Genomic DNA, 25,229 nt, shown 5'->3' with positions numbered 1-25,229 from the left:
TGTCACCCGAGCTGAAAAGGATCTGTTCATGTCCCCCGCCAAGCCCAAGAACACTTGGTCTTTGATCACCCGCATGCGGCTGGGCCTCCTCTTGCTCTTTATCCCTGTGTTGCTGCTTGGCAGCATCTACTACCTGCATATGGAGCGCACCCTGCGCCACGAGCAGCAACAGAACCTGATTGCTCGCAACACCCAGTATTTCCATACCCTGATCGAACCCTATCTGGCGACCCTCAAACGCCAGTTTACGCTCATTTATCAGCAGGTAAATTATCAGGATTTCAGCGGCCCGGAGATCCGCCACGGCGAGCGCTACCTGCAGCAATGGCAGGCTTATCACAAGGTGATGGAGCTCGATTATGTCTACGTGGGTACCGAGCATCGCAAGATGCTGATCCACCCCTCCTGGCAAGCCGACGAGAAGTTCGATCCCAGAACCCGCCCCTGGTATCTGCTGGCATCCAGCCATCCCGGACAGATTGTCTGGACCGATCCTTATTACGACTACACCTTGGGCACCCTCACCATGGCGCTGGCCCGGGTGATTGAAGATCCTGACGGCAAGCGGGTTGGCGTGCTCTCGCTGGATACCCAGCTCACCCCCCTCGCCAACTGGCTCAACAGTCGGCCCGAGCAGAGTCATCCTCTGGGCAAGGGCTATCAGATCCTGCTCAACCATGACGGGCTGGTGCTGGCCCATCCGGATCGCGAGCGGGTATTCAAACCACTCGCTCACCCTGACTGGCTGGCCCGGATGCAACTGCCGCAGGGCTTTTTCCTCGATGACACCAGCGGCCTGATGGTCTCCTACTACCGCATCCCCGAGCAGCGCTGGATCCTGCTCAGCGTCGAACCCACCGCCAGCATGCAGCAGGTGATCGACAGCGTCTCCATCAACGTGCAGCTGATGATTGCCGTCGCCTGCATTCTCTATCTGCTGCTGGCCCTGCTCTGGTCCCGTTACTTCCGCCGCATGCTGGGGGAGATCACCCTGCTGATCCGCGCCAGCCGCTCCGGCGGTATCGCCTACAACGGCCGCCGCATGCTGGAGCTGGCCAAGGTCTATGAAGAGATGGATGCCGCCAGTCAGGACTTTGCCCAGATCCGCCTGCAAGCCCATCAGGACAAGCTCACCGGGCTCTACAATCGTCGCTTCTTCGACGAGTGCCTGCAAAAGCAGCTCAACAGTGGCGCTCCCTTCGGGGTGGTGATGTTCGATCTGGATGATTTCAAACGGGTCAACGATACCCACGGCCATCAAGCGGGGGATGTGGTGCTCAAGCGGGTGAGCAAGCTGGGCATGAGTCTGTTCCACGAGTGGGGCTGGTTCTGCCGCTATGGCGGCGAGGAGCTGGTGCTGATCTTCCGTTACGGCGAAGAGCAGCCGATGCTTCCCTCACTGCTGGAAGCGTTCCGGCTCGGGGTGGAGCAGCTGGAGTGGCGCGAACCCGATCTCACCATCACCATCAGCGGCGGGGTGGCTTTCAGTCGCTCCGGGCTCTCGGCCAAAGAGCTGGTGGAGCTGGCCGACAAGGGGGTCTATCAGGCCAAGCGGGAGGGGAAAAACCGTATCTGCTTCCCGCTGCGCCACGCCCCTCACCAGAGTGCCGAGGAGGATATTCCCGCCTTTGGCGAGCCCCGGCAACAAACCAACGAGGGGTAGCCACCGCCGCCAGCATCAACCACAACGCCGTCAGCAAAAACAAAGAGAGAGGCTCCAGCCTCTCTCTTTGTTTATCGTGCTTCTTGCCGCGCGTTAAGCCTGTGTGAGCATGCGACTCAGCGCAGCCACTCCAGCGTGGGCCAGCCCAGCTCCTCGGCCTGCTGGCGCAGGGCGGGGGCCGGATTGACCGCATGGGGATGGGCCACCGCCCGCAGCAGGGGCAGATCGTTGTGGGAGTCGCTGTAACCAAAGCTCCCCTGCCAGAGGTTGTCCCGCCCGGCAAAGAGCTGGTTGATGCGGGCCACCTTGCCTTCGCGAAAACTGAGGGTGCCGCGGGTCTGGCCGGTCAGCATGCCGGACTCTTCATCGAGCAGGAGGGCGACGCAGTGCTCCATCCCCAACATCCGCGCCATGGGGGCCACCAGATGTTCGCCGGAGGCGGAGATGAGCACCAGCTCGTCGCCGCGCTGGCGGTGCCACTCGATACGTGCCAACCCTTCTGGATAGATGCGCTCGCGCAGCACCTGCTCGGCAAAGCGGCTACAGAGCGAGTCGAGCCACTGGCGCGTCTTGCCCGCCAGCGGTTGCAGGGTGAAGGCCATGTACTGGTGCATGTCCATCTTGCCCTGATGGTAGAGGGACATCATCCCCTGCTCCTCGGCGATCATGCTGGCGGGGGCCAGCTCCTCGGCCACCATGTACTCCAGCCAGAGGCTGGCAGAATCCCCGGCAATCAGGGTCTCGTCCAGATCAAACAGTGCCAGTGCCATGAGGGCTCCTTGCGGTAACAACGAAAATGAAACGAGGCGTCATGCTACCTCACAGAGTTGATCCCGGGCCACCACCAGGGTCACGGCACTGCCGGTGGCCAGCAGATCGCGAGCCGAACGGTTGAGGCAATCCACCGTCAACAGCCCCGCCTCGCACTCCACCTGATAGCGGATGACGTTGCCGAGCAACTGCTGCTGACGAACGATGCCGGGCAGGCTGGGCTCGCTGCTGGTCGCTCCGGCGGGCAACAGGGTGATGGACTCTGGTCGCAGCGCCAGCTTGCCCTGAAAACGGGGGCCGAACAGCGACTTGCCCTGCTCGGCGCCGAGCAGGTTGTAGTTGCCAATAAAGCCCGCCACAAACTCGCTGGCGGGGCGGGTGTAGATCTGCTCCGGCGTGCCGCTCTGGACGATGGATCCCTTGTTCATCAGGAAGATCCGATCCGACAGGGTGAGCGCCTCCTCCTGATCGTGGGTCACGAAGATGGTGGTGAGTTCGAGGCGCTGCTGGATCTCGCGGATCTGCTGGCGCAGGCTGCGACGGATGCGGGCATCCAGCGCCGAGAGCGGCTCGTCCAGCAGCAGGATCCGTGGCCGTACCACCAGGGCGCGGGCGAGCGCCACCCGCTGGCGCTGGCCGCCGGAGAGCTCGGCCGGATAGCGGCGCTCGAAGCCGGTCAGCTCCACCAGTTCCAACGCTTCCTGCACGCTGGCGGCGAGATCACGTCCCGGCTGGGGCTTCATCTTGAGGCCGAAGGCGACGTTGTCCCGCACCGTCATGTTGGGGAACAACGCATAGCTCTGGAACACCATGCCGATGCCCCGCTTCTGGGGTTCCTGCCAGGTGATCTCTTCACCGGCCACCCGCACCTGACCGCCATCGACCGGAGTGAGCCCGGCCAGCGCCCGCAGCAGGGTGGACTTGCCACAGCCGGAGGGGCCGAGCAGGGTCACCAGCTCCCCCTTGCGAATACCGAACTCGATCCCCTCGAACACAGGGATCTCGCCGTAGGATTTGTGCAACTGATTGACTTCTAAATGAAACATCTTGGATCACCGATGAAATCTATTGGCCGCCCAGGTGAGCAGCAGGGTCAGCAGGAAATAGCTCATCACCAGCGCACTGGTGAAGTGGCCCGAGGTGGCGCGCATGTTGTAGAGGTAGACCTGCAGGGTCTCGTAACGGGTGCCCACCAGCATGTTGGCAAACACGAACTCGCCGAGCAGGAAGGAGAGAGAGAGAAACAGCGCCGCCAGCAGCCCCTTGCGCAGGCAAGGGATCACCACCAGCAGGAAGGCGCGCCGACTGCTAGCCCCCAGCAGATGGGCGGCATCCATCAGATCTTTCAGCGGTACACCCTGCAAACTGTTGGCCAGCGCCCGGTACATGAAGGGGAGCACCACGGTGAACCAGGTGCCGATCAGGATCCACGGCGTGCCGATAATCGGCAGCGGGCCATCGGCGTAGATCTGCAGCAGCCCCACTGACGAGACCACAGGTGGCACCGCGAAGGGGAGCAGGATCAGCAGGTTCATCCAGGGATCCAGCCTGGGAAAGTAATAGGCCACCACCAGCACGGTCGGTACCAGCACCAGGGTGCCCAGCAGCAGAGTGGCAAAGCAGACCAGCAGGCTGCGGCCAAACGCCGCCAGAAAGCGCGGGTCGCCCCACAGCTTGAGATACCAGTCGAGGGTAAAGCCATCCGGCAGCAGGGTCGCCCCCCAGCGAGTGGAGATGGAGTAGAGAAACGTGGCCAGCAGCGGCAGCAGCAGGGTGGCGACCAGCCCACCCAGCACCCACTTGGGCCAGCGCGGCGTCAAATCATGCATGTGATTGCCCCTTGTTCACATAGCTCTTTTTCAGCAGCCACTGGTTGGCGGCCGTCACTACCCCCAGCAGCACCATCAGGATCACCGCCAGCGCCGCCGCCATATTGGGCTCGAGGAAGATATCGCCGGAGACCAGACTGGCCACACGGATGGTCACCAGATTGAAGTTGCCGGTGGTGAGGGCATAGGCGGAGGCATAGGCCCCCACCGCGTTGGCAAACAGGATGATCAGGGTGCCAAGCAGGGCGGGAGTCAGCACCGGCAGCGCCACATGCCACACATACTGCCCCTTGCTCGCGCCGAGCAGCGCGGCGGCCTGCGGCCACTCATCCTGCAGCGCATCGAACGCCGGATAGAGCAGCAGCAGGGCGAGCGGGATCTGGAAGTAGGTGTAGATGAGGATAAGGCCGCTGCCCGAGTAGAGGTTGAAACCGTCGATGAGGCCCCAGGATTTCAGCAGCAGGGTCACCGCACCATTGATGCCGAGAATGATGATAAAGGCGAACGCCAACGGCACCCCGCTGAAGTTGCCGGTCATGGTGACAAAGGCCAGCAGCAGTCGCTTGACCCGCTCACCACTGTGGCGCAGCGCCGCCGCCCCGAGCGTGCCGATGGCAAGCCCCGCCAGACTCGCGATACCGGCGATGCGCAACGAGTTGCCGAACGATTGCAGGTAGAAGGGGGAGCTCAGGATCTCCCGATAGTAGTCGAGGCCCCAGCCATCGGGGGTCTGAAAGCTGCCCACCAGCACCCACACCATGGGGGCGAACTGGAACAGGATCATCAAGAGGATAAACGGCAGCAGTACCAGCGCAGGCAGCCAGTGGCGGCGCACCTTGTGCTTGGTTGCCACGGGTTGATCCACGAGGATCTCGGTGGTTGCAGGCATCATCAGTGCACCTCGCGCATAAAGGCCGCCTTGAGCAGCGGGGGAGCCACCGGCTTGTCGTGGGGAATGCCCAGCAGGTCGGCCATCAGGGCGCAGAGCTGGGTCTGGGCGATCGCCACCCCATCCGGCCAGCGCTCGATAAAGGCATCGCCAAACAACCAGAGCGGCACGGTGCGCTCTTCGGGCAGGGTGCCACCGTGGCTCAGGTCATTGTTCATGCCGTGATCCGAGGTGATCACCACCTGATACCCCTCCGCCAGCCACTGGGGCAGCAGGTCGGCCAGCAAGCTGTCCATCCGGCGCGCCTGATTGCGGTACTGGCGGGAATCGAGACCAAACTGGTGGCCGGCGTCATCCACCCCCATCGGGTGGATCAGCAGGAAATCGGGGTCGTACTGGCTGCGCAGCCACTCGCCGTCCATCAGCAGATGGCTGTCGGGGTAGCCGTCATCCCAGTAGAAGCAACCATGCTGGATGGGTAGCTGCTCATCGTGAGTAAAGCGATCGCGGGCCGCCAGCCAGGGGCTCTTGTTGTAAAGCTCGCTCACCCAGTAGTAGGCCGCCGCCGCGGTGCGTTTACCCGCGGCGCGGGCCAGATGGAAGATGGAGTCATGCAGACTGAGGCGACTCACCCCGTTGTGGGTGATGCCGCTCGCCACCGGCGGCACGCCGGTCAGGATGCACTCGTAGAGGGGTCGGGAGAGAGACGGCAGGGCAGCATTCAGGGTCGTATGCAGGCCCCGCCCCGCCTCCACCATGCCACCGAGGTAGCCCATAGTGTGGGCTACCTCGGCTGCCAGACCATCCACAAGTACCACTATCACCTTGTGTTGCACTGGATTCCCTTACTGCATGTTGATCATGACGGTTTCTTGCCACTGGCGCGGCAGGGCCTTGGAGCTCTGCTCCCAGGCGGCATGATCCTGCACCGGCTTGGCATTGGCATACTGCTCGGCCGGCAGCAGCTTGGCCTTCACGTCATCCGGCAGGGTCACGTTGCTGCGGATCGGGCGGGCATAGCCGCGGGCCAGGTTGATCTGACCGGCATCGGAGAGGATGTATTCCCGCGCCAGCTTGGCGGCGTTGGGGTTCTTGGCCCACTTGTTGATGATGGTGGTGTAACCGGCAATGACGGAGCCGTCGCTCGGGATCACGACTTCAAACTTTTTGGGGTCGATCTGGTCGCGGTAGTTGAGGGCGTTGAAGTCCCACAGCACACCCACTTCCACCTCGCCCTTCTCGATGTTGGCGATGGTCGGGTCATTCAGCGACAGGCGACCCTGCTTGGCCAGCTGGCCGAACAGCTCCAGCGCGGGTTTCAGATTTTTCTCACTGCCGCCGGTGGCATAGGCCGCCGCCAGCACGCCGTTGTTGGCCTGGGAGGCCACGCCCACATCACCCAGAGTCACCTTGTAGTCGCCACCCAGCAGGGACTGCCAGCTGGTGGGGGCCGCCTTGACCAGATCCTTGTTGATCAGGAAGGCGATGGTGCCGGTATAGGCCAGCATCCAGTGACCGTCCGCATCTTTGGCCCAGTTCGGAATATCGGCCCAGGTGGAGGGTTTGTAGGGTTGGGTGACCCCCTGCTTGACCGCCACCGGACCGAAGGCGCCGCCCACGTCGCCGATGTCGGCGGTGGCATTGGCCTTCTCGGCGGCGAACTTGGCGATCTCCTGCGCCGAGCTCATGTCGGTATCCTGATGCTTGATGCCGTAGATGCTGCCGAGCTGCTGCCAGGTATCCTTCCAGTTGGCCCAGCTATCGGGCATGCCGATACTGCTGAGTTGCCCTTCGCCACGGGCGGCCTTCTCAAGATCCGCGATATTGTCGGCGGCAAACAGTGGCTGACTGATGGCCACCAGGGCCAGTGCACTTGCGATCACGCTTTTCATCATCCCATCCCTCTGGACTAGGTCAGTTAAGGTTCGAGAGGGATGCTAGAGGGGAAATATGACGGTGGCGGGGCGCTTTGATGGCAGTTTGATGACAATCACCCTGTCACGCCGCTGTCATCCAGCGCGGTTACAACTCTGAACCCGAGTGAGGCTGGACTACTCCAATGATGGTTTGTCCAGCCAGCACAGCCAGAATGAGCGACAGGGATACGAGCGTGATTGAACCGAGATTGAGCGAACGGGTAGCGGCAGATGGCCGCGCCTCCAAGTGTGAACAGATTTGCCAGACCCTGCGCCGCTATATCGGCAGCGGCCAATTGGGGGCCGGGCAACAGCTACCCGCAGAACGGGCGCTGAGCGAGCGATTCGCCACCACCCGCATCACCATCAAGGAGGCGCTCTCCAGCCTCGAAGCGGATGGCCTTATCTACCGGGCCGAGCGGCGCGGCTGGTTCGTTGCACCGCCCCGTCTCACCTACGATCCCGCCATCCACACCCACTTTCACCAGTGGATCGGCGAGCAGCAACGCACCGCCGAAACCCGGGTACTGGCCCACGGCAGTGCGCTGGCCAGCAGCGAACTGTGCCGCTGGATGGGGCTGGATCCTTTTACCCCGCTCTATGAAATCCGCCGCCAGCGGCTGATCGACGGCCGCCCGGTGCTTCATGTCAGCCACCACCTGCTGGCCAGCCGCTTTCCCGATATCGCCAGCGCGCCGCTGGCCAGCTCCCTCACCGAGCTCTATCAGCAGCGCTATGGCATAGGCCAGGGTGGGGCCAGCCTCGAGATCACCCCCTCGGCGGCACGGGGCGCCATCGCCCGCGCCCTCAATCTGGCGGAGGGGAGCGCCGTGCTGCGGCTGGTGCGGGTCAACTACGACGAGCGGGGCGGTCTGGTGGATTGCGATATCGAGCACTGGCGACCGGATGCGATCCGCATCTGTCTCGATACGCGGGCGTTGCAACCGGTCGCAGGCAGATTGCAGCAAACTCAACTCACCGAGTAGGCCCCAATCAGCGCAGCGGATCCCGCAGGATCCGCCGGGATCAGTTGTCGATATTGGGGATCATGTCGTCGAAGCTCTGGTAGCCGCAGTCGGCCAGTTGCAGCGACATGGTGTAGGTCTTGGCGTGCTCCTGCTGACCGATGGCGGGGCGGTTGAGCTTGATCTCCTGATGCCAGTACTCCTTCATCCGGTCGATCAACGCCATCGCCTCCCCCTCGTTGAGGTGCAGCTGGCAGAGCGCCATGTAGTTGTTCGACTTGTGCATATTCTCCACCAGATACTCCCCCAGCACCGACATCGCCTGCCGCGCCTGCTGGCGGGCGAAACGGCTGTGCTGCTCGAAGCTGATCCGCTCGCTGATGAGGAAGTGGTAACTGTTGTCGATACCAAGCTGCAAAATGCCGAGCTTCTCCAGCTTGCGCAGATAGAGGTAACAGGAAGCATCGGTCAGGCCGTACTCCCGCTTGAGATCGATCAGCGTTTTGTCGCGCCAGAAGATATTGGCGAGAAAGGCGTAAAGCCCCGGCTCGTTGTGAAACGCCTCGTCCTGCTCCTGGGTAAAGACGGCGCGGCGGCTCTGGGCGTCCTGAGTGCGATCCAGCAGCTCCTCGAACGAGAGCCCCACCAGATGGCAGATCTCCAGCAGGGTATCGAACGGCAGCGAGGGCTTGTTCATCATCCGCTTCACGGTCGCAATGGAGACGCCCATCGCCTCCGCCAGCGTCTGATAGCGGATCCCCTTGTCGGTCAGGGTCTTCTTCAGGGTGTCGAGAATATTGTTGGCCAGGGTCTGGCTGTAGGTCATGCCACTCTTCCTTGTTATCGCACTTTCACTGCATGGTTATGCCGAGTCAGCTTCTGACCTGTTTTTACCTTCAAGGCTCAGATATTGACACCGAAAAAACAGCCTAGAGAAAAAATCGCCGCATATTCCCGTGAGGACAGACCAGTTGAACGATGAGGTCGCAGAATGTGACACCAGACAGTGCATATCTTTCAACCCGCAAACATTTTGCTAGTGCTGCATAGAACATCGCGCATAATCGAAACGTATCGAATTCAAGACCCTTCCTGGTTGAGAAATCGATTGTTTGCTTCCAAATTTTTATCTTTTAAACCACAAGGTTTTTTCTCTTTCCTGGCATTGAGCGGGCTTGCAAAAGCACCGCTCTTTTCTTTTGCCCGCATCCGGCGATAAAAGCAACACCCGCCCCCTCTCCCATCGCTCAAATCGCCACTGCCACCCGATATCGGGCACAAAAAAGCGCCTGCCGATGGCAGACGCTTGCATCCTGGTTTCAGCAATCAGATATAGCGGATCGCGGTCAGCACCATCACCACCGCCATGCTCGCCATCATGGGCACGAAGGTGCGTTTCACCACATCCACCGGGCTCAGATTGGCGATACCGGCGACCGTGATGATCACCCCGGCCACCGGCGAGATGGTGCGGCCAATCCCGGCGGCAAACAGGATCGGCACCAGCAGCAGCAGCGGGTTGATGTCGAACTGGCCGGAGACCAGCGGCACGATGGGAATAAAGGCCATCACCGGGGCGTTGCCCGAGCCAGTGATAAATGCGGTCAGCAGGATAAAGAGCGAGAAGACCAGCGACAGCCCGAGCGGATTGAGATCGAACGACTTGGCCAGCTCGATCAGCTGGGTGATGGCGCCGATATTGGTGAGACCGGCGGAGAAAAACTCGGCCGCCAGCATCAGGGTCAGCACGCTGCCAAAGATCATCCCGGTGCCGGTCAGCCACGCCTCGAAGTTGGCGAACGCCTTGTTGAGAGAGCGGTAACGCAGCGCCTCGATAATGATGCAGAGCGTCATGGTGGACATCATGGCCACCGGAATGGTCATCTTGATGGCGCTGACAAACAGCTCGGAGAAACCGAACAGAAAGACGAAGGGGATCACCGGCAGTAGAGCGTAATAACCCGGCGTGTTCTCGTGTTTCGCCTCCAGCTCGTGCAGATACTTGCCCCGTTCGGCGGCTGCATCGTGGCCATCTTTGCGGTCACAGTGGCGCTGCCACATGATGTTGACGAACGGAATGGTCACCAGCAGCGCGATCTGGAACAGCAGCTGATGGTTCACCACGAACGGCATCACCTCGATATTGATCGCCTTGGCACCGATCACCGCATTGATCTGGCCGGGGCCAAACTCCCACGCGGTGGGGATAACGATGGTCGCCACCGCCGTCTTGGCGCTGATCCCGGCGTTGCGCAGCAGCGGATAGAGGGTGCCCATCAACAGCAGGGAGAGCGAGGTCGCCCCGGTGATAAAGACATAGAGAATGGAGACCAGCAGCAGGATGATCGCCAGCAGCAGATAGGGGTTCTTCAGCGCCATGATGGGGCGCGATGTGGCCTTCACCAGCGCCGCCGAGGCGCCAATCTGGTTGAGGTAGGTCGCCACCCCGGCGATCGCCACCAGCGTCAGACCGGTGGAGGCGAGGCGGGAGTTGGTCACCATGGCGAACTTCTCCCACAGGTCGAAGAACCAGAAGCCCTGACTGTTTTCGGCTGGCAGGATCGACGAGATCCCCGCCCACTGGGCATACGCCAGCAGCACCAGACCCGCGGTCAGCAAGGTCGCCTGCGGATTGAACCGCTTGAGCATGGCGTAGGCAACCAGCCCCACCACCACCAGAATCAAGATTGTTGACATAAACATACCCCTGTTACTGCACGATTGCGGCCCAATCACAGCGAAGGATGACTTCTGACGATTGGGATTCGGGAGGGTATCAGTGACAATCTGAAAATAGAATTGGCTGGTGTGATCACCACCGCAATAAACAATATTTCGGCAACTATCTGCTGCGACAAAAATATATCGCTAACACAATCACGGCATGCATGATGCGGGGATGGTCGCACTTATTTATTCGCGACTGTGCGGCGCTTCATAAAATAGAGAATGTGCTCATCATCGCTATTTTCAGCCGGAAAACACAGCTCCTCTCTCCTGCTCCCGCCGCGCCATGCCGCCCCTCTCCAACCAGCCATCAGGGTTGGCAGACAACAGCATCACCTCTCGGCCGACAGCACCATGACGAGCCGTTCCGGCCAGCGGGCAAGATGCGCAACTGACAGCAAAAGAGACTACGTATGAACAAAAATACAGCAATAAACCGTGATTGCTGAATCAGCTTTCAGAGCAAAAATGCAATAACCGGCAAAAAAGTAGCGTGTCCCTCCTCGCGAGGCCACGCACAAAAAACCGGCAAACCGTTGACAATCGGCACGATTGACAAGCGATTAATTAACGAGCAGCTGGTGATCGGCCGGGGCATGGCCGGGACAGAAAAATAGCCAGCCAGATCAAGTGCGTCCCGCCAATATCGCACCAAATAACCGCCAGAGAATATTTCGCCTTATTTTGGTCACTTATAAATAAAGTGATAACTCTAAACAAACTATTATTTGAACAGCCATAAACAGCCCGCCATTTATATCCAGTCATTAACTGGTCAGCGATGGGTTGTTATTATCAAACGGCCTCTCTATACTGCGCGCCCTCTGATATAGAGACCCGATGGAATATAAATAAGCTTCATGGATGAGGCCATTCAATCACACGCAGTTCGCATTAACAGGGCAAATCCATCCATGAACAAGTTCAATAAAGTTGCAATGCTCTCTCTGCTCGGCCTGACCTTCAGCGGCGCCGCTTGCGCCCAGGGCTGGTATGTCGGTCTGGACCTCGCCACCTCCAACATGGATCTCGATGGCGCAGCCCAACAGGCCTATGACGCCAAGATCATCGATGACCAGCTCGATGGCGGCAGCCTGATCGTCGGCTACGACCTCAACCACTGGCTGGCCATCGAAGGGGGCCTGCACGCCCAGCAGATGAGCCAGCTGATGTGGGTCAACGCCCCGGGCCTGACCGGCTTCACCGACACCACCATCGACACCCGCAGCATCAGCCTGGCCGCCAAGCTGAGCCAGCCACTGGCCTGGGGCTTCAGCGCCTACGCCAAGCCGGGCATTGCCTACACCAGCACCGAAGTGGAACTCATCGGCAGCGGCGCCATGCTGGGCTACCGCGTTCAGGGCAACCTCAACGAGACCAAAGGCACCCTGCACCCCAATCTGGAAGTGGGTCTGGACTACGCCTTCAACGACCACTTCTCCGCAGGGATCGGTTACGAGCGCCAGTTCAACGCCCTGAGTCTGGGTGACGAGCACTACTCTCTGGATACCTTCAAGCTGGGTCTGCGCTACCACTTCTAAGTCACGCCGCCCCGCTCGTGTGCTGATGCGCAAAGCGCAGATACAAAAGGGCCGCAGGTTGCAATCCTGCGGCCCTTTTTGCTGCCCTTTTTGCCACACGCTGCGCCGTTAGCAGATCTGGTCTTTGCCCAGTTGCTTGGCCTGATAGAGCGCCCGATCGGCACGCACCATCAGGCTCTCCTTCTGCTCATCCTGCTGGTACTCCGCCAGCCCGAAGCTCATGGTCGCAGGGGCATGGGGGCAGATGGACTCGCTCGCCATCAATGCCTGCAGCTTGGTCGCCACTACCATGGCATCCTCGCGGTTCGTATTGGGCAACAGCACCATAAACTCGTCGCCACCCCAGCGAGCCAGCAGATCGATCTCGCGGATATGGCTGCGCACCAGCGCCACTATGTTGATCAGGGTCTGATCCCCGGCGTTGTGGCCGTAGCGGTCGTTGATCTGCTTGAAGTTGTCCACATCCATGGCGATCACCGTAAAAGGCAGGTGGAAGCGGCGGGCGCGCTCGCACTCCAACTGCAATGCCCGCTCCAGCCGGTAACGACTGGCGGCACCGGTCAGGGCATCGGTCTCCGCCAACTGACGATTCTCCTCCACCCGCAGTTTCAGCTCCTCGTTGAGCCGCACCAGCTCGGCAGTGCGATCCGCCACCTGCTGCTCCAGCGAGTGGTTGCGCCGCTCCAGCTGCTCCAGCAACAGCTTGCTGGCGTGGATATCGCGGTGGGCACCGATCATCCGTGCCACAGAGCCATCGGGATTGCGCTCTATGATGCGGCCACAATCCTCAATCCAGAGGTAACTGCCATCCCGACAGCGACAACGATACTCGGCACAATATTCGGAAGCCTGGCCGCTCAGACAGGCATCGAATTTGGCCATCACCCCGGCCAGATCGTCGGGGTGGATCACCCCCTCCCAGGTGAAGACGGTATTACCGAGGGTATGCGGCTCGTAGCCCAGCATCCGGTACCAGCCGGGGTTGCGATAGACGAAACCGGTATTGGCATGCCAATCCCAGATGCCATCGCTGATCACCTCCAGAATGCCATGCACCACGGCTTCGCTGACATCCGAGATCCTGATCGTGTCACTGTCCTGCAGCATAGTGGCCATCCTTATTCTTCTGCCCCACGCCACTGCGGGGAATCGCCATATTGTCGTGAAGCGCTACCTTGGCATATTTCAAAAAATCTGTCAGCCAGAACCCCACCGCACCACCGTTTCCCCGGTTATCGGCCACTCACGACACAGGCCGAATCAGGGGAGCCATAAGTGTGGTTCAAGTGCGCCCCATTTACCGGATTTAACTCACGATTCAGTCATTTGGGGGATGGGATTATCGGGTGGTGTAAGAGGAGTGACCAAGTGCAGCATATTGTGCCAACCCGCTCCCCTCACCCTAGCCCTCTCCCAAAGGGAGAGGGGATAAAGCGGCACCGGAAATATGATCGCCAGCCACGTAGGTTCGATTAGCGAAGCGTAATCGGACAGCGGTAGCAGCATTGCTCCCTTCTCCCCTTGCGGGAGAAGGGTCGGGGATGAGGGGCAGGAAAAAAGAGAGCACGCGGTAAACGTTGGGCTTCGCTACGCTCAGCCACAACCTACGCAATCGGTAGGTTGGTGCTGAGCCTGCGAAGCCCAACATACGAGATTCAAGATTAGCCTTTCAACACGTAATTGGGACAGAGCCTTATTTAAAACCGGGATGATGCAGATTTCGGTAATGGGTAGGCGCCACCCCATGCAGGCGTTTGAAAGCGGTGGAAAAGTGGTATTCGTTCTTGAAACCACACAGCAGAGCCAACTGCTTCACTGGATCGGTACGGCTAGCCAGCAGTAGGGCAGCCCGCTGCAGTCGCAACCGCTGCAATAGCGCCATAGGTGCCAGGGCAAAGTGCTGCTGACAGAGCCGGTAAAGCTGACGTTCGGAAAGGTGCAATACCCCGGCCATCCGCTCGATATCCCAGCATTCGGTCAGCGCCTCTTTCAGCATCAATTCGAGATTCAGGGCCAGCCGCTCTCCGCGACTCTTCCCCTCTCCCTTTTGCAACAGTCGGCGCAGATAGAAGCCCAGCTGCTCCACCAGCAGAACGCTGAGCTGCGGGTCCTGATGGCGCTCCTGCTCCGCATAGAGGTTCTCGATAGTGCGCAGCAGAGTCGCTTGCTGAGAAGTGCAACCAAGGTGAGATCTGCTGGCAAAAGCATCCCATGGGGAGTCCCTGTGCAGCAGCAGCCACACCAGCTCCCATTCGCCCGCCTCGCGTAACTGATAACAGAGAGGCTCTCCGGCCGGGATCAGTGCCCACTCCCCGGCTGAAAGCCGTTCTCGGCAATCGCCGATCAGCACCTCCCCCTCACCCGCCAACGTGAGCAGAAAACAATGCACATCAGCCAAACGGCGCTCGATCCGGTAATGACTGCGCAGACAGGAGTAACCCGCCAGCCACACTTGCTCCTGCGCTAGGGCCGGCAGCAGGCTGTCACAGCAGATCTGCTCGTGGCAATCAGGGGAGAGTTCGATAATTTCAGCTTTGGCAGTTTCAGACATCATCAGGACGGGCTCAGCCATGTCGTACATTCAAACCCCAGCATAACATGGAGGCTATCAACTCAAAGGAAACAAGCCATGTACATCCACCACGTCGCTATCTGGGCACAGGATCTGGAAGCACTCAAGATATTCTACTGCAAGCTGTTTGGCGGTGAGGCAAATGAACATTATTACAATCCGGCCAAGCAATTCTCTTCCACCTTTATCCGTTTTGAAAGCGGTGCAAGCCTGGAGCTGATGCACACCCCCATACTGTTTCCGGCAGATCCCAGTCTGCCGCACCCACTGCAGGGGCTGGCCCATCTCGCCTTTTCCCTCGGCAGCGTGGATGCGGTAAATAAGATGACCGCCCGCCTCAAGCTATTAAAAGGGATCGACGTACGCCATTTAGATGGCCCACGCTGGACTGGCGACGGTTATTACGAGAGCACTTTTCTCGACCCAGAAGGCAACCGGCTGGAGCTGACCATCTAATGCCTGAATGCTCCCCCTCACCCTGCCCTCTCCCAAAGGGAGAGGGGATAATGCAGTATCGGATGTAGAAAAATAATTAGATAACAACAATCCCTCTTTACCGCCCCTCAATCAATCACTCCCCCAACCTCTCCGCCAATCCGGAATAACGCTCGGTCTTTTTCCGTACCGCTTGTGCCAGCAGGGCGCGATCGCCGTAGAGATCGAGCCGGGCCTTGGCGCGGGTGATGCCGGTATAGACCAGCTCGCGGGTCAGCAAGGGGCTGGAGCTGTCGGGCAGCACCAGCACGGTATGGGCAAATTCCGACCCCTGGGATTTGTGGATGGTCATGGCGTAGACCGTCTCATGGGGTGGCAGGCGGCTCGGCAACAGGGCACGCAGGGTGCCATCCGGCTGCTCAAACCATAGCTTGAGCCGCCCACTTTCATCGGGCAGGCAGAGCCCCATATCGCCGTTATAGAGGCCGACCCCATGGTCGTTGCGCACCACCATCACCGGGCGACCGGCATACCAGTCGCCATCGCGGGCAATCAGCCCGGCCCGAGACAAGGCCAGTTCAAGCCGCTCGTTTAACCCCTGCACCCCGAACGGGCCGTCGCGCAGGGCGCAGAGGATCTGGAAGCTGTTGAATGCCTTGAATACGGCGGCGGGCGCTTCCCCCGCGCGGGCCGCCTTCAGATAGCTGCCGTAACCGGCGACCCCTTGGGCAATCAGGGCGTCGTAGGCCTCCCCCGCCCAGGGGTGCAGGCTGATATCGGCGAATCCTGCGCCCCAGACTGATTCCACCGCCGTGGCATCGCCGCTGTTGCAGGCGCGCGCCAGCTGGCCGATGCCCGAGTGCTGATCAAAGCGCCAGCTCTTGGCCAGCAAACAGAGGCTGTCGCGCACCGGTGCCCCCGCGGGCGAGCCCTGCAAGCGGTAGCCGGTCTGGCGGGAGAGCCACTCCGCCTGCGCCGGGCTGATGCCCTGTTCGATAAAACTGCAGATATCGCCGAGCACGGCCCCCGCCTCCACCGAGGCGAGCTGATCCTTGTCGCCGAGCAGGATCAGGCGGGCGTGGCTTGGCAGCGCATCGAGCAGGCGCGCCATCATCGGCAAATCGACCATGGAGGCCTCATCCACCACCAGCAAGTCGAGGTGCAGCGGGTTGCCCGCGTGGTGGCGGAACTGGCTGCGCCCCGGAATGACCCCGAGCAGCCGGTGCAGGGTGCCCGCTTCGGTGGGGATCGCTTCCACCCACTCGGGAGGCAAGTCGAGGGCCTGCAGGGCAGAGCCGATACTCTCGGTGAGGCGCGCCGCCGCCTTGCCGGTGGGAGCCACCAGCCGGATCGCCGGGGCCTTGCCCGCTTGCAGGCCGGTCTCCACCAGAATGGCGAGCAGTTTGGCGACCGTGGTGGTCTTGCCGGTGCCGGGGCCGCCGGAGATCACCGCAAAGGGGCGCGCCGCCGCGGTAGCCGCCGCCAGCTTCTGGCCGTTGCAGCAGAGCGCCTCGGGCACCAGCGTATCCAGCTTGCCAAGGTCGCTCGCCGCCTGCGCGCTGGCCAGCAGCCCCTCAATGGCGGGCCAATCCACCTCGCTCGGGAACACCAAATCGAGGTACTTCTCGATAAAGTGGCGGGCCGAGAAGTCGGGGGCGAGGCGAGCGTTGAGCAGCGCCGCGAACACCAGCCCGTAGTCGCGGGCAAACAGCCGCGACAGGGCCGGGGCAATCTCCGGCCATTCGGCGCGTTCACTCAAAGCGCGCAGATGGCGGGCCACCCCCAGTTCAAAATCGTGGTAGCGGGTAAGGTAGAGCCGCCCGTGCCACAGCCGCAGCGGCCAGCGCGGGGCGAGCCCGTCATGCTGTTCCGTACCAACCAAGGGGCTGGCCGCAAACAGGGCGGGCCAGCGGGCCGGATCCGCCAGATCCAGCAGCAGATCCCGGCTCTGCTGGGGATCCAGCCCGAACGGCCGCAGTGATCCGGCGATGATCATTTCAAGGGGCAGACAGACATGGCCGCGCCCCAGCTCGAAGCAGGCGAGCGCCGCCCCCAGCACCAGCTCGGGGCTGCCGCCCAGATCGGCCACCAGCTTGGCAAATTGCAGATCCAGCTGGCGGATACGGCCAGCCAGCGCCAGTGTTTTCAACCGTTCAACCATCATTGCGCTGGTTGCGGTGCTGATCATGGTGCCGCTCATGCCTCTACCTCGTTCAATGGATGAGATCCTGCTGTGGGTGTCTCACAACCTTCGCTAAACAACTTATCCAGCCCCAGCACCAGTTCACGGCTGGGGCGGGTATGGAATATGCCCCCCTGCGGCATGCCGCGCAGGAACAGATAGAAAACACCGCCAAAGTGCTGCTCGAAGTCGTAGCCCGGCAGGCGCAGGGTGAGCAGCCGGTGCAGCGCCAGCGAGTAGAGCTGGTATTGCAGGTCGTAGCGGTGCTCCGCCATCGCCCGCTCCAGCGCCGGACGGCTGTAATCGGCGGGGCTCATGCCGAGGTGGTTCGATTTGTAGTCGAGCAGATACCAGCGCCCCTGCCACTCGAACACCAGATCGATAAAGCCCTTGAGCATCCCCTGCACGGTGGCAAAGCTCAGCGGCTTGTTGCCCCGCGACAGCGGGTCGTGCTGCTGGCAGAGCGCCGTCAGCGCCGGTGCCGTCACCCGCCCCATGGGAAGGAAGAACTCCAGCTCCACCTGCTTGCGCTCGGGCGCCAGATCCCGCAGCCGCACCGGCTCGCCAAAGCCTGTTTCCAGCGGGGTATCCAGTACCGCCTCCACCTGCTGTTGCAGCACTTGGGCCCAGCTCTCGTCGAAGCCGTCTTGCAGCAACAGACTGGCGATATGCTCTGCCAGCGGCTCGCCCGCGGCGCTCTGAAAGTCGATGGTCTCGAACAGGCTGTGCAGCAAGGTGCCGGGGCGCGCCCCTTTCGGGAAGGTGAAGATGGAGGGCTGGGGAGCCTCCTCCGGTTGCTCGGAAACCAGCGCGGCCGCCTCGGTCACCACCTCGTCATCGAAGCCGGGATTGGCTAGTACGCCCTTGCTGTGGCCGTGGCCCTGCGCCGCCAGCCCGGAGTAGGAGCTGATCCACCAGTCCCGCTCAAGGGAGCCGCTAAAGTGGCGCACCTGCGGCTCGCCCAGCTGCTCCTCCTCTGGCGGCAGCGGGGCCGGACGGGTGAGCGAGGGCTCACCGACGGCCACCCCGGGCAGCGCCTGCGACAGTTCGGTCAGGGCGGTCGCCAAGGTGGCGGCATCCCCCTCTTCGCCCTTTTGCAGCAGGTAGCCGATGGCGGTGTGGTGCAGGTCGGTCTTCTCCGACTTGCCCGCCCCCGCCCGCACCGGCGCCAGCCCCAGCCAGGTGGCATAGACGCCCCGGGTCAGCGCCACATAGAGCAGCCGCAGATCTTCGGCAAGGCGCTCCCTGTCCGCTTCGGCGAGCGACGAGTCGGCGCCGGTCAGATCGAGAATGGTGCGATTGCCCGCCTCATCCGCCTCGTGATAGAGCGGGGTCTCGGCGGTTCTGTGGCTACAGATAAAGGGCAGGAACACCAGCGGGTACTCCAGCCCCTTGGATTTGTGGATGGTGACGATCTGCACCAATTTCCGCTCGGATTCGAGGCGCAGTACCTGCTCCGCATCCTGGCCGCTCGGGCGGCTCACCGCCTCCCCCAGCCAGCGCAGCAGGGCGTACTCCCCGTCCAGCTCGCTGCTCACCTGTTGCAGCAGCTCGCCAAGATGGAGGAAGTTGGTCAGCCGCCGCTCGCCATAGGGGCTCGCCAAAAGCGAAGAGGCGAGATTGCGCCGGTGCAGCAGGGCCCGCAGCATCGCCAGCACGCCGCGGCGGTGCCAGATCTTGCGGTACTCCATAAACTCCTGCACCGCGCTCTCCCACGCCCGCTCGTCGCTGGCCAGCCCATCGAGTGCCTTGGCATCCAGATCAAACAGCCCGGTGGCGAGCGCAGCCCGCAGGCTGCGCTCCTCGCTCGGGTTCTGGCAGGCGTGCAAAATCAGCAGGATCTCCCGCGCCTCCACCTGCTCCAGCACGCTCTCGCGGTTCGACAGATAGACGGAGGCGATGGCGAGGCGCGCCAGCTCCTGCTGCACCAGCTTGCCCTCGGCGCCAGTGCGCACCAGCACGGCGATATCCCCGGCCTTCACCGCCTTGTCACCGATCAGCGCCTTGCCCTCGCGGGCCAAAGTCAGCAAGCGGTGGATCTCGGCGGCGGTGGCGCGGGCCATCTTGCTCTGGTAATCCCCCCGGTTGAAGGTGGGCTGGCCGGTCAGCTGCCAGCAGTGGAGCACGGGCGCGGTGGTGCCATCGAGCAGCAGCGCCTTGCTCTTGCCCTGCGCCTCCACCGGCAGGAAGGGGATATCCGCCTCGTAGATAAAGGGATCTCTCGCCCGCTCGAACAGGCCGTTGACCGCCCCCACCAGCGCACTGCTGGAGCGCCAGTTGCGCCCGAGGGTGTAGTGGGCGCTCACATTTCGCCGCGCCTGAATGTAGGTAAAGATGTCGGCGCCGCGAAAGCCGTAGATGGCCTGCTTGGGGTCACCGATCATCAATAGCGCCGTGTCTGTGTGGCCGCCGTAAAGCCGATGGAAGATGCGGTACTGCTGGGGATCGGTATCCTGAAATTCGTCGATCATCGCCACCCGGTAGGTGGCGCGAATGCGCTCGCAGAGCCGCTCGCCAAGGCTGGAGCCAAGCGCCCCGTCGAGGTCTTTGAGCAGGTCATCGAACGAGAGCTGATGGGCTTGGCGCTTGCTGGCCTGCATCCGGCTGCGCACTACTTTGGCCGCCCGTTGCAGGATGAGATCCCGAATGCCGGGGCGGCTCGCCAGCAATTCATCGATTTGGCTGAACAGCGGCAGGGTCGGCACGGCGCCCCCCTTCTTGAGGTTCTCCTCCAGCACCGTCTGGCCGAAGCGCTCCAGCTCCTTGGGGATGGCATAGCCACTGCTCTCGTCCTGTGCCCAGTCGGCTATCTTGGCAAGCCACCCTTCGTAGTTCTTGCCGGTGTAGCGGCTGATCTGGCCGTCAGTCTGGCGGCGGATCTCGTCCGTCTGCGCCAGCCATTCGCTCTTCACCGCCGCGATGCGACTCATGGCCGCCTGATGGCGGGCGGCAAGGGTCTCATCCCCCAGCGCGGGGTGGATCTCCAGCTCGCTGTTGTCGAGCCAGCTGCCCATCTCTCGCAGCAGGGCGGCGGGGCTCGGCCAGAGTGCGCGCACGGCGCTGGCGAGGGCTTTATCCACCGGATAGAACTCGGCGCGCCAGTAGTCGCTCACCGCTTGCAGCCTGAGCTGGCTGTCGTCGGTGAGAAATTCGGTTTCAAAGAGGGCGCCCGACTCGAAGGCGTTCTGCTTGAGCATCCGCTGGCAGAAACCGTGGATGGTAAAGACCGCCGCCTCGTCCATCTGCCGCTCGGCGGCCAGCAGGCGACGGGCCGCCAGCTCGTGATCTTCCACCTCTTCCAGCAGTTGGGTCAGCAGGGTGTCACTGCTATGGCCGCGCATAAAGGCGAGCCGCGCCTCGTGGATGCGGCCGCGGATCCGCCCGCGCAGCTCGGCGGTGGCGGCTTCGGTAAAGGTCACCACCAGAATTTCGGTCACCGAGAGCGGCCGTTCATGGGCGCTCGGCTGACCGGCATCGGCCCCCTCTTTGATGAGCGGGCCGTGGCCCAGCAGCAGGCGCAGGTAGAGACCGGCGATGGTGTAGGTCTTGCCGGTACCGGCGGAGGCTTCGATCAGTCGTTCACCATGGAGGGGAAAACGCAATGTATTGAGCGGGTTAGCCATTATTTCAGCTCCTCCAGGGTCTTGAGCAGCGGGGTCAGGTGTTCGCGGGCCAGCACCTGCAACTGCCCCAGCACCTCGTCATCGAGTTCGGGGAAGCAGCGGGCGACATAAGGGTCTTGCCCCTCCCCATTGATCATCCAGCCGCCGTTGAAACGGGTGAGGGCCGCCTTGTCAGCTGCCTCCGGCTTGTCGGGATCCTTCTCGATCGCCTTGAGCCAATCCCAAGCGGTGTTGGGGAAGAAGGGTAGCGGCCGCTTCATCCCCTGCGCCCAGCACGCCACCAGCGCCGCCAGCTTGGGGCGCGCCTCGTCGGCAGCGAGCGCAGGCAGTCGCAGGCTCTGTTTGGCATCGAACAGCAGGGTGTCGCCGGGGGCACCGCTCAATGAGAGGCAGAGGTGCTGGATCCAGCCCAGCAGCAGATCCTTGCCGTTGAAGCTGCCGGGCTTGACCACCAGCAAGCGCCCCTTCTGGGTGTCGATCCACCCTTGCAGCTGGCCCTGAGTGAGGGAGATATCGATCTCCACCGCCTGCTTTTCTGACTCATTGGCAGCAACCCATGGCCGCAGCCGATCAGCCAGCTTGCCCATCTCGGCATCCAGATCGTCCAGCAGCAGGCTGCCGAACCACCCTTGCGGCAACAGGCCGGTGAGCTGCAACCGCTCGCGACGCTCGGTACTTTCACCTTCCGCCAGATGGGCATCGAGCAGCAGATCTTTCAGCTGATAATGTTGCAGGCCATCCAGCTCGAACGGCTCGCTGTCCTCGATGTTGGCCTCGTTCAGCTCAAACCACACCTTGAGGCGACGGTTGAGGAAATATTTGGTGGGCTGGCGATAGAAGCGCAGCAGCTCCGCCAGCTCCAGCCCCTGCTCCTTGCCCCATTCGGGGGGTAAAGGCAGCTCGCCGCTCTGGAAGTTGGCCGCGCCGCGCACCGGATTGAGGGCGGGCAGCCAGTCGGCGGCATAGGTAAAGAGGCGTGAACCCGCCTCCGGATAGAAGTAGTTGCGGCTGTAGGGGGTGAGCGGGTGCGCCACCATCAGGTGGTTGAGCAGCCGCTTGCCGGAGGTTTCGTCATCGAGGCTCTCATCCCCCGCCAGCACGAAACCCTGCCGCACATAGTCGATCAGCTCCGCCAGCAGCACAGAGGGCACCTTGTCGCTGTTGTCCTGGGCGCTGAAGCCCTGATAGCTGATATAGAGCCCCTGCTGGGCGCTGAGCAGCGCCTCGAGGAAGAGGTAGCGGTCATCATCACGACGGGAGCGATCCCCACGCCGCGACGCTACCGCCATCAGGTCGAACCCCATGGGGGCCAGGGTACGCGGGTAGACGCCATCGTTCATGCCGAGCAGACAAACCTGCTTGAATGGGATGGAGCGCATCGGCATCAGGGTGCAGAAGTTGACCTGACCGGCGAGGAAGCGCTGGCTGGAGCGGGACTCCCCCAGCACGCTGCCGAGGTAATCCTGCAACAGGTCGGCACTGATGGGCTGCTCGAAGCGAGCCTCGCCGAGCCGGGTCTGCCACTCGACCAGCTGGCTGCGAATAAGCTGGAGCTGGCGCTCTTCATCCTCGTCGGCCAGATAGAAACGCTCCAGCAGCGCCAGCAGGCAGGCGTTCCACTCGGCCAGCGGCTGCGCCTGTTGCAGGCGGGGCAAAAACTCGGCCAGCGAATCGACGAACCAGGCGAGCTTGCCGAGCGCCAGCCCTTGCTGACCCTCGATATCGGCGTAGGGCAGGATGCCCGCCACCGGCTCGCCATCCCCCATGGCAAAGCCGAGCAGCATGCGGCGCAGGCCGAACAGCCAGCTGTTGCCGGACATGGGCGGCAGATCGAAGCGGACGGGGTAGCCGTCGTCCAGCCCCCAGCGGATGCCGGTCTCCTGCACCCAGACCCGCAGCTGGTTGAACTCGTCGTCATCCAGCTCGAAGCGGCGCAGCACGGCGGGCACCTCGAGAATGGCGAGCAGCTCCCCTGCCCCGAAGCGGGCGTTGGGCAGCCTGAGCAGGGCGAGGAAGCTTTGCAGCAGCGGGCTCTCCTGACTCGCCGCCCGATCCGAGACCGCAAACGGGATTTGACCGCGCGCGCCAAACACCGCCTGAATGTAGGGGCCGTAGCTGTTCACGTCCGGCATCATCACCACCACATCTTTCGGGGTGAGGGTCGGATCCTGCTCGAACAGCGCCAGCAGCCGGTCGTGCAGCACTTCAAGTTCCCGCATCGGGCCGTGGCAGGCGTGGATCTGCAAGGATCCATCCGCCGGATCGATCGGGCTCTTGTGGTGGCTGCTGTCGAGATCGAACTGACCGGCGCCCCGTTCGGCCAGCTCCAGCACATCCTTCTGGATGGCGCGCAGCAGGCTGACATTGCCCCTAGCGTCCACCTCGTCGATATCAACGAAAGCCTCGATTTGCGGCACCTCCAGCTCCATCAGCTGATGCAGGTAATCGCGCCCCAGCTTGCCCATGGAGGCGAGCAGCGGGTTGGCGGGGCCCTGCAGGGTCTCGATATCGGTGCCGGGTTTGAGCTTGTTCTCCAGCCGCGCCAGGGTCTTGCGATCGAGCAGATCCCCCCAGTAGTAGCGGCAGGGGTTGGTGACGAACAGGTGCACCTCCACCTCCGGCCGGCTGCCGAGGGCCAGCAGCGCCTCCACATAGCGCGGCGGCAGCGCCGAGATGCCGAACACGAACACCCGCTGCGGCAGCTTGCCCGGCAGATCGGCGGTGCGTTGCAGCTCGTGGATAAACTCCTCGTAGAGGTTGGCGCGATGGTAGCCGCTCGGAGAGAGCGCCAGGGTGCGGGCCACCAGCTCGCGCCACAGCTCGGGCTGCCAATCCTGACCGCTCACCCCGGCCAGTTCCAACCCCAATCCTTCGCCCTCTTCCCAGCGGGCGATCCAGTCCGGCCGGTAGACCAGATACTGGTCAAACAGATCCGCTACCTTCTGGCAGAGCTGCCACAGCCTGACTTGCTCGGGATCCTTGGCAGGATCCTCCTCATCTCCCCCGCCTAAATAGGCGGCGAGCGGGGCAAAGGCGGGACGATCCAGCAAGGCGGGCAGAATGGTCATCAGCTGCCAGCTCATGGAGCCCTTGTTGTAGGGGCTCTGACGCGGCACATCCGCCAGCACCCGGGTGAACATCTCCCAGATAAAGCTGGCGGGCAGCGGAAAGTCGATATTGGCGGCGATGCCGAACGCTTTGGCCAGCTCCAGCTTGAGCCACTGGGCCATGCCCGGGCTCTGCACCAGGATCTGCTCCCGATCGAAGGGGTGAGAGAGAGGGGCCTGCCGGATATGGTTGACCAGCAGCTCTTTGAGCAGATCCAGCTGATTGGAGTGGTAGAGGGTAAACATGGACGACTCCCGCCAATTCACAAGAGGGGATGAGCGCCGGAAAAAACGAGCCATTTCCGTCACTTCACCGGAGTGGGAATTGTCAGGGATCGGGGGGGAAGATGCAAAAGGCGCTTATGGCCAGCGACAGGAAAGAGGCGGAATCATGAAGGGTGCCGCAGATTTGGCTCACCGCCTCACCGACCCGGAAAACGCAGACAGAAAAAAGCCGGTGCAGTTGCACCGGCCAAAAGGCATTGGAAAACTTGAATCTTCAGGGCATTACCAGTTTTTGCCGAGACGGGCATCCACACTGAAGGCACCCGCACCAGCCGCCGCCAGCGCCAGGAAACCACCGGCCACTGAGACGTTCTTCATAAACATCAGCATCTGCATCTGTTCCGCAGGCTGATAGTGGAAAATAAAGGCGGCCATCAGGGTGAAACCGGCCATCAGCACGGAGAGGCTGCGGGTAAAGAGACCGAGCACGATGGCAAGGCCACCGCCCAGCTCAAGCAGGATCACCAGCGGCAACATAAAGCCCGGCACGCCCATCGCTTCCATATAACCCTGAGTACCGGCGTAACCGCCGATCTTGCTCCAGCCCGCCATCACGAACATCAGCGCCAGCAGTACACGACTCGCCAGCAGCGCAACATCTTTCATCTTGTCCATTTCACTATCCTCATTTATCTCGTATCGCCACTCATGTACAGAACCTTAAGCGGCAAGCGAATTAATAATACCGTCTAACGTGTTGTTTTGCTTGGATTTTCTCTGCCTA

18 protein-coding genes are annotated in these 25,229 nt (G+C 62.0%); 4 read left to right on the top strand and 14 right to left on the bottom strand.

Translation table 11 applies throughout. The features are described 5' to 3' along the window. The first annotated feature begins 28 nt into the window (after positions 1–28). Positions 29–1,663, top strand: a complete 1,635-nt coding sequence (locus PG888_RS00090; protein WP_270692569.1) for a sensor domain-containing diguanylate cyclase — start codon at positions 29–31, stop codon at positions 1,661–1,663. 116 nt (positions 1,664–1,779) lie between these two features. On the opposite strand, the gene PG888_RS00085 is transcribed toward PG888_RS00090, so the two are convergent. Genes PG888_RS00085 through PG888_RS00060 form a run of 6 tightly spaced genes read right to left on the bottom strand, consistent with a single transcriptional unit; the run spans position 1,780 to position 7,044 of the window. Further along, positions 1,780–2,433 carry an HAD family hydrolase gene (locus PG888_RS00085; RefSeq protein ID WP_270692570.1) on the bottom strand — a complete coding sequence of 218 codons (654 nt, stop codon included), beginning with the start codon at positions 2,431–2,433 and terminating at the stop codon, positions 1,780–1,782. A 39-nt stretch (positions 2,434–2,472) separates the two neighbouring features. Continuing rightward, the gene (locus PG888_RS00080; protein WP_270692571.1) at positions 2,473–3,480 is read right to left on the bottom strand and encodes an ABC transporter ATP-binding protein; all 1,008 of its coding nucleotides are present in this window, start codon (positions 3,478–3,480) and stop codon (positions 2,473–2,475) included. A gap of 6 nt (positions 3,481–3,486) precedes the next feature. Further along, positions 3,487–4,263 (bottom strand): ABC transporter permease, encoded by a 777-nt coding sequence (locus tag PG888_RS00075; protein ID WP_247627480.1) that lies wholly within the window; start codon positions 4,261–4,263, stop codon positions 3,487–3,489. Next, positions 4,256–5,155, bottom strand: coding sequence for an ABC transporter permease (locus tag PG888_RS00070; RefSeq protein ID WP_111806296.1), 900 nt, complete (start codon positions 5,153–5,155; stop codon positions 4,256–4,258). Before PG888_RS00070 ends, PG888_RS00075 begins: the two co-directional genes overlap by 8 nt. Beyond that, a complete protein-coding gene (locus tag PG888_RS00065) occupies positions 5,155–5,988 on the bottom strand; it encodes an alkaline phosphatase family protein (RefSeq protein ID WP_270692572.1) in 834 nt (277 codons plus the stop codon). Before PG888_RS00065 ends, PG888_RS00070 begins: the two co-directional genes overlap by 1 nt. 9 nt (positions 5,989–5,997) lie before the next feature. Then, complete coding sequence (locus PG888_RS00060) at positions 5,998–7,044, bottom strand: ABC transporter substrate-binding protein (RefSeq protein ID WP_029302561.1); 1,047 nt, start codon at positions 7,042–7,044, stop codon at positions 5,998–6,000. Positions 7,045–7,241: 197 nt separating this feature from the next. Between PG888_RS00060 and PG888_RS00055 the strand changes: the two genes are divergently transcribed. Further along, a complete protein-coding gene (locus tag PG888_RS00055) occupies positions 7,242–8,054 on the top strand; it encodes a UTRA domain-containing protein (protein WP_270692573.1) in 813 nt (270 codons plus the stop codon). Between the two features lie 40 nt (positions 8,055–8,094). On the opposite strand, the gene PG888_RS00050 is transcribed toward PG888_RS00055, so the two are convergent. Together PG888_RS00050 and dcuC are read right to left on the bottom strand one after the other, a co-directional pair. Next, positions 8,095–8,859: a helix-turn-helix domain-containing protein gene (locus PG888_RS00050; protein WP_005336490.1), complete on the bottom strand. Its 765-nt coding sequence runs from the start codon at positions 8,857–8,859 to the stop codon at positions 8,095–8,097. Between the two features lie 500 nt (positions 8,860–9,359). Next, on the bottom strand, positions 9,360–10,730 hold the full coding sequence (gene dcuC, locus PG888_RS00045; RefSeq protein WP_042061647.1) for a C4-dicarboxylate transporter DcuC: 1,371 nt from the start codon (positions 10,728–10,730) through the stop codon (positions 9,360–9,362). A gap of 944 nt (positions 10,731–11,674) precedes the next feature. On the opposite strand from dcuC, the gene PG888_RS00040 reads away from it, so the two are divergent. After that, positions 11,675–12,301 carry a porin family protein gene (locus PG888_RS00040; protein WP_042061648.1) on the top strand — a complete coding sequence of 209 codons (627 nt, stop codon included), beginning with the start codon at positions 11,675–11,677 and terminating at the stop codon, positions 12,299–12,301. Positions 12,302–12,409: 108 nt separating this feature from the next. Here the strand turns inward: PG888_RS00040 and PG888_RS00035 are convergent, their stop codons facing one another. Next, a complete protein-coding gene (locus PG888_RS00035; protein ID WP_139709518.1) occupies positions 12,410–13,408 on the bottom strand; it encodes a sensor domain-containing diguanylate cyclase in 999 nt (332 codons plus the stop codon). A gap of 586 nt (positions 13,409–13,994) precedes the next feature. Further along, positions 13,995–14,873 (bottom strand): AraC family transcriptional regulator, encoded by an 879-nt coding sequence (locus tag PG888_RS00030; RefSeq protein ID WP_270692575.1) that lies wholly within the window; start codon positions 14,871–14,873, stop codon positions 13,995–13,997. A gap of 57 nt (positions 14,874–14,930) precedes the next feature. Between PG888_RS00030 and PG888_RS00025 the strand changes: the two genes are divergently transcribed. Further along, entirely contained in the window at positions 14,931–15,329 is a 399-nt protein-coding gene (locus tag PG888_RS00025; RefSeq protein WP_270692578.1) for a VOC family protein, read from the top strand. A 115-nt stretch (positions 15,330–15,444) separates the two neighbouring features. Here the strand turns inward: PG888_RS00025 and recD are convergent, their stop codons facing one another. From recD to PG888_RS00005, 4 genes are all read right to left on the bottom strand, one after another. Beyond that, positions 15,445–17,508 carry an exodeoxyribonuclease V subunit alpha gene (recD, locus tag PG888_RS00020; protein WP_270692580.1) on the bottom strand — a complete coding sequence of 688 codons (2,064 nt, stop codon included), beginning with the start codon at positions 17,506–17,508 and terminating at the stop codon, positions 15,445–15,447. Further along, the gene (recB, locus tag PG888_RS00015; RefSeq protein ID WP_270692581.1) at positions 17,505–21,113 is read right to left on the bottom strand and encodes an exodeoxyribonuclease V subunit beta; all 3,609 of its coding nucleotides are present in this window, start codon (positions 21,111–21,113) and stop codon (positions 17,505–17,507) included. The genes recD and recB overlap by 4 nt, the downstream gene beginning before the upstream one ends. Next, a complete protein-coding gene (recC, locus tag PG888_RS00010) occupies positions 21,113–24,466 on the bottom strand; it encodes an exodeoxyribonuclease V subunit gamma (RefSeq protein ID WP_270692582.1) in 3,354 nt (1,117 codons plus the stop codon). Before recC ends, recB begins: the two co-directional genes overlap by 1 nt. Before the next feature lie 261 nt (positions 24,467–24,727). Beyond that, positions 24,728–25,120, bottom strand: a complete 393-nt coding sequence (locus PG888_RS00005) for a DoxX family protein (RefSeq protein ID WP_270692583.1) — start codon at positions 25,118–25,120, stop codon at positions 24,728–24,730. Between the last annotated feature and the right edge of the window lie 109 nt (positions 25,121–25,229).

Source organism: Aeromonas sp. QDB23, from assembly GCF_027707745.1.
Lineage (GTDB): Bacteria > Pseudomonadota > Gammaproteobacteria > Enterobacterales > Aeromonadaceae > Aeromonas > Aeromonas allosaccharophila.
Note: the sequence above shows the minus strand (reverse complement) of the source record. Positions and strands in the feature narration are given on the sequence as shown.

Coding starts and splice junctions, on each gene's coding strand:
- PG888_RS00055 (WP_270692573.1), top strand. CDS start 7,242: ATGAGCGACAGGGATACGAGCGTGATTGAACCGAGATTGAGCGAACGG.
- PG888_RS00025 (WP_270692578.1), top strand. CDS start 14,931: ATGTACATCCACCACGTCGCTATCTGGGCACAGGATCTGGAAGCACTC.
- PG888_RS00060 (WP_029302561.1), bottom strand. CDS start 7,044: ATGAAAAGCGTGATCGCAAGTGCACTGGCCCTGGTGGCCATCAGTCAG.
- PG888_RS00005 (WP_270692583.1), bottom strand. CDS start 25,120: ATGGACAAGATGAAAGATGTTGCGCTGCTGGCGAGTCGTGTACTGCTG.
- PG888_RS00075 (WP_247627480.1), bottom strand. CDS start 4,263: ATGCATGATTTGACGCCGCGCTGGCCCAAGTGGGTGCTGGGTGGGCTG.
- PG888_RS00080 (WP_270692571.1), bottom strand. CDS start 3,480: ATGTTTCATTTAGAAGTCAATCAGTTGCACAAATCCTACGGCGAGATC.
- recB (WP_270692581.1), bottom strand. CDS start 21,113: ATGGCTAACCCGCTCAATACATTGCGTTTTCCCCTCCATGGTGAACGA.
- PG888_RS00040 (WP_042061648.1), top strand. CDS start 11,675: ATGAACAAGTTCAATAAAGTTGCAATGCTCTCTCTGCTCGGCCTGACC.
- recC (WP_270692582.1), bottom strand. CDS start 24,466: ATGTTTACCCTCTACCACTCCAATCAGCTGGATCTGCTCAAAGAGCTG.
- PG888_RS00035 (WP_139709518.1), bottom strand. CDS start 13,408: ATGCTGCAGGACAGTGACACGATCAGGATCTCGGATGTCAGCGAAGCC.
- PG888_RS00085 (WP_270692570.1), bottom strand. CDS start 2,433: ATGGCACTGGCACTGTTTGATCTGGACGAGACCCTGATTGCCGGGGAT.
- recD (WP_270692580.1), bottom strand. CDS start 17,508: ATGAGCGGCACCATGATCAGCACCGCAACCAGCGCAATGATGGTTGAA.
- PG888_RS00030 (WP_270692575.1), bottom strand. CDS start 14,873: ATGGCTGAGCCCGTCCTGATGATGTCTGAAACTGCCAAAGCTGAAATT.
- PG888_RS00090 (WP_270692569.1), top strand. CDS start 29: ATGTCCCCCGCCAAGCCCAAGAACACTTGGTCTTTGATCACCCGCATG.
- PG888_RS00050 (WP_005336490.1), bottom strand. CDS start 8,859: ATGACCTACAGCCAGACCCTGGCCAACAATATTCTCGACACCCTGAAG.
- PG888_RS00070 (WP_111806296.1), bottom strand. CDS start 5,155: ATGATGCCTGCAACCACCGAGATCCTCGTGGATCAACCCGTGGCAACC.
- dcuC (WP_042061647.1), bottom strand. CDS start 10,730: ATGTCAACAATCTTGATTCTGGTGGTGGTGGGGCTGGTTGCCTACGCC.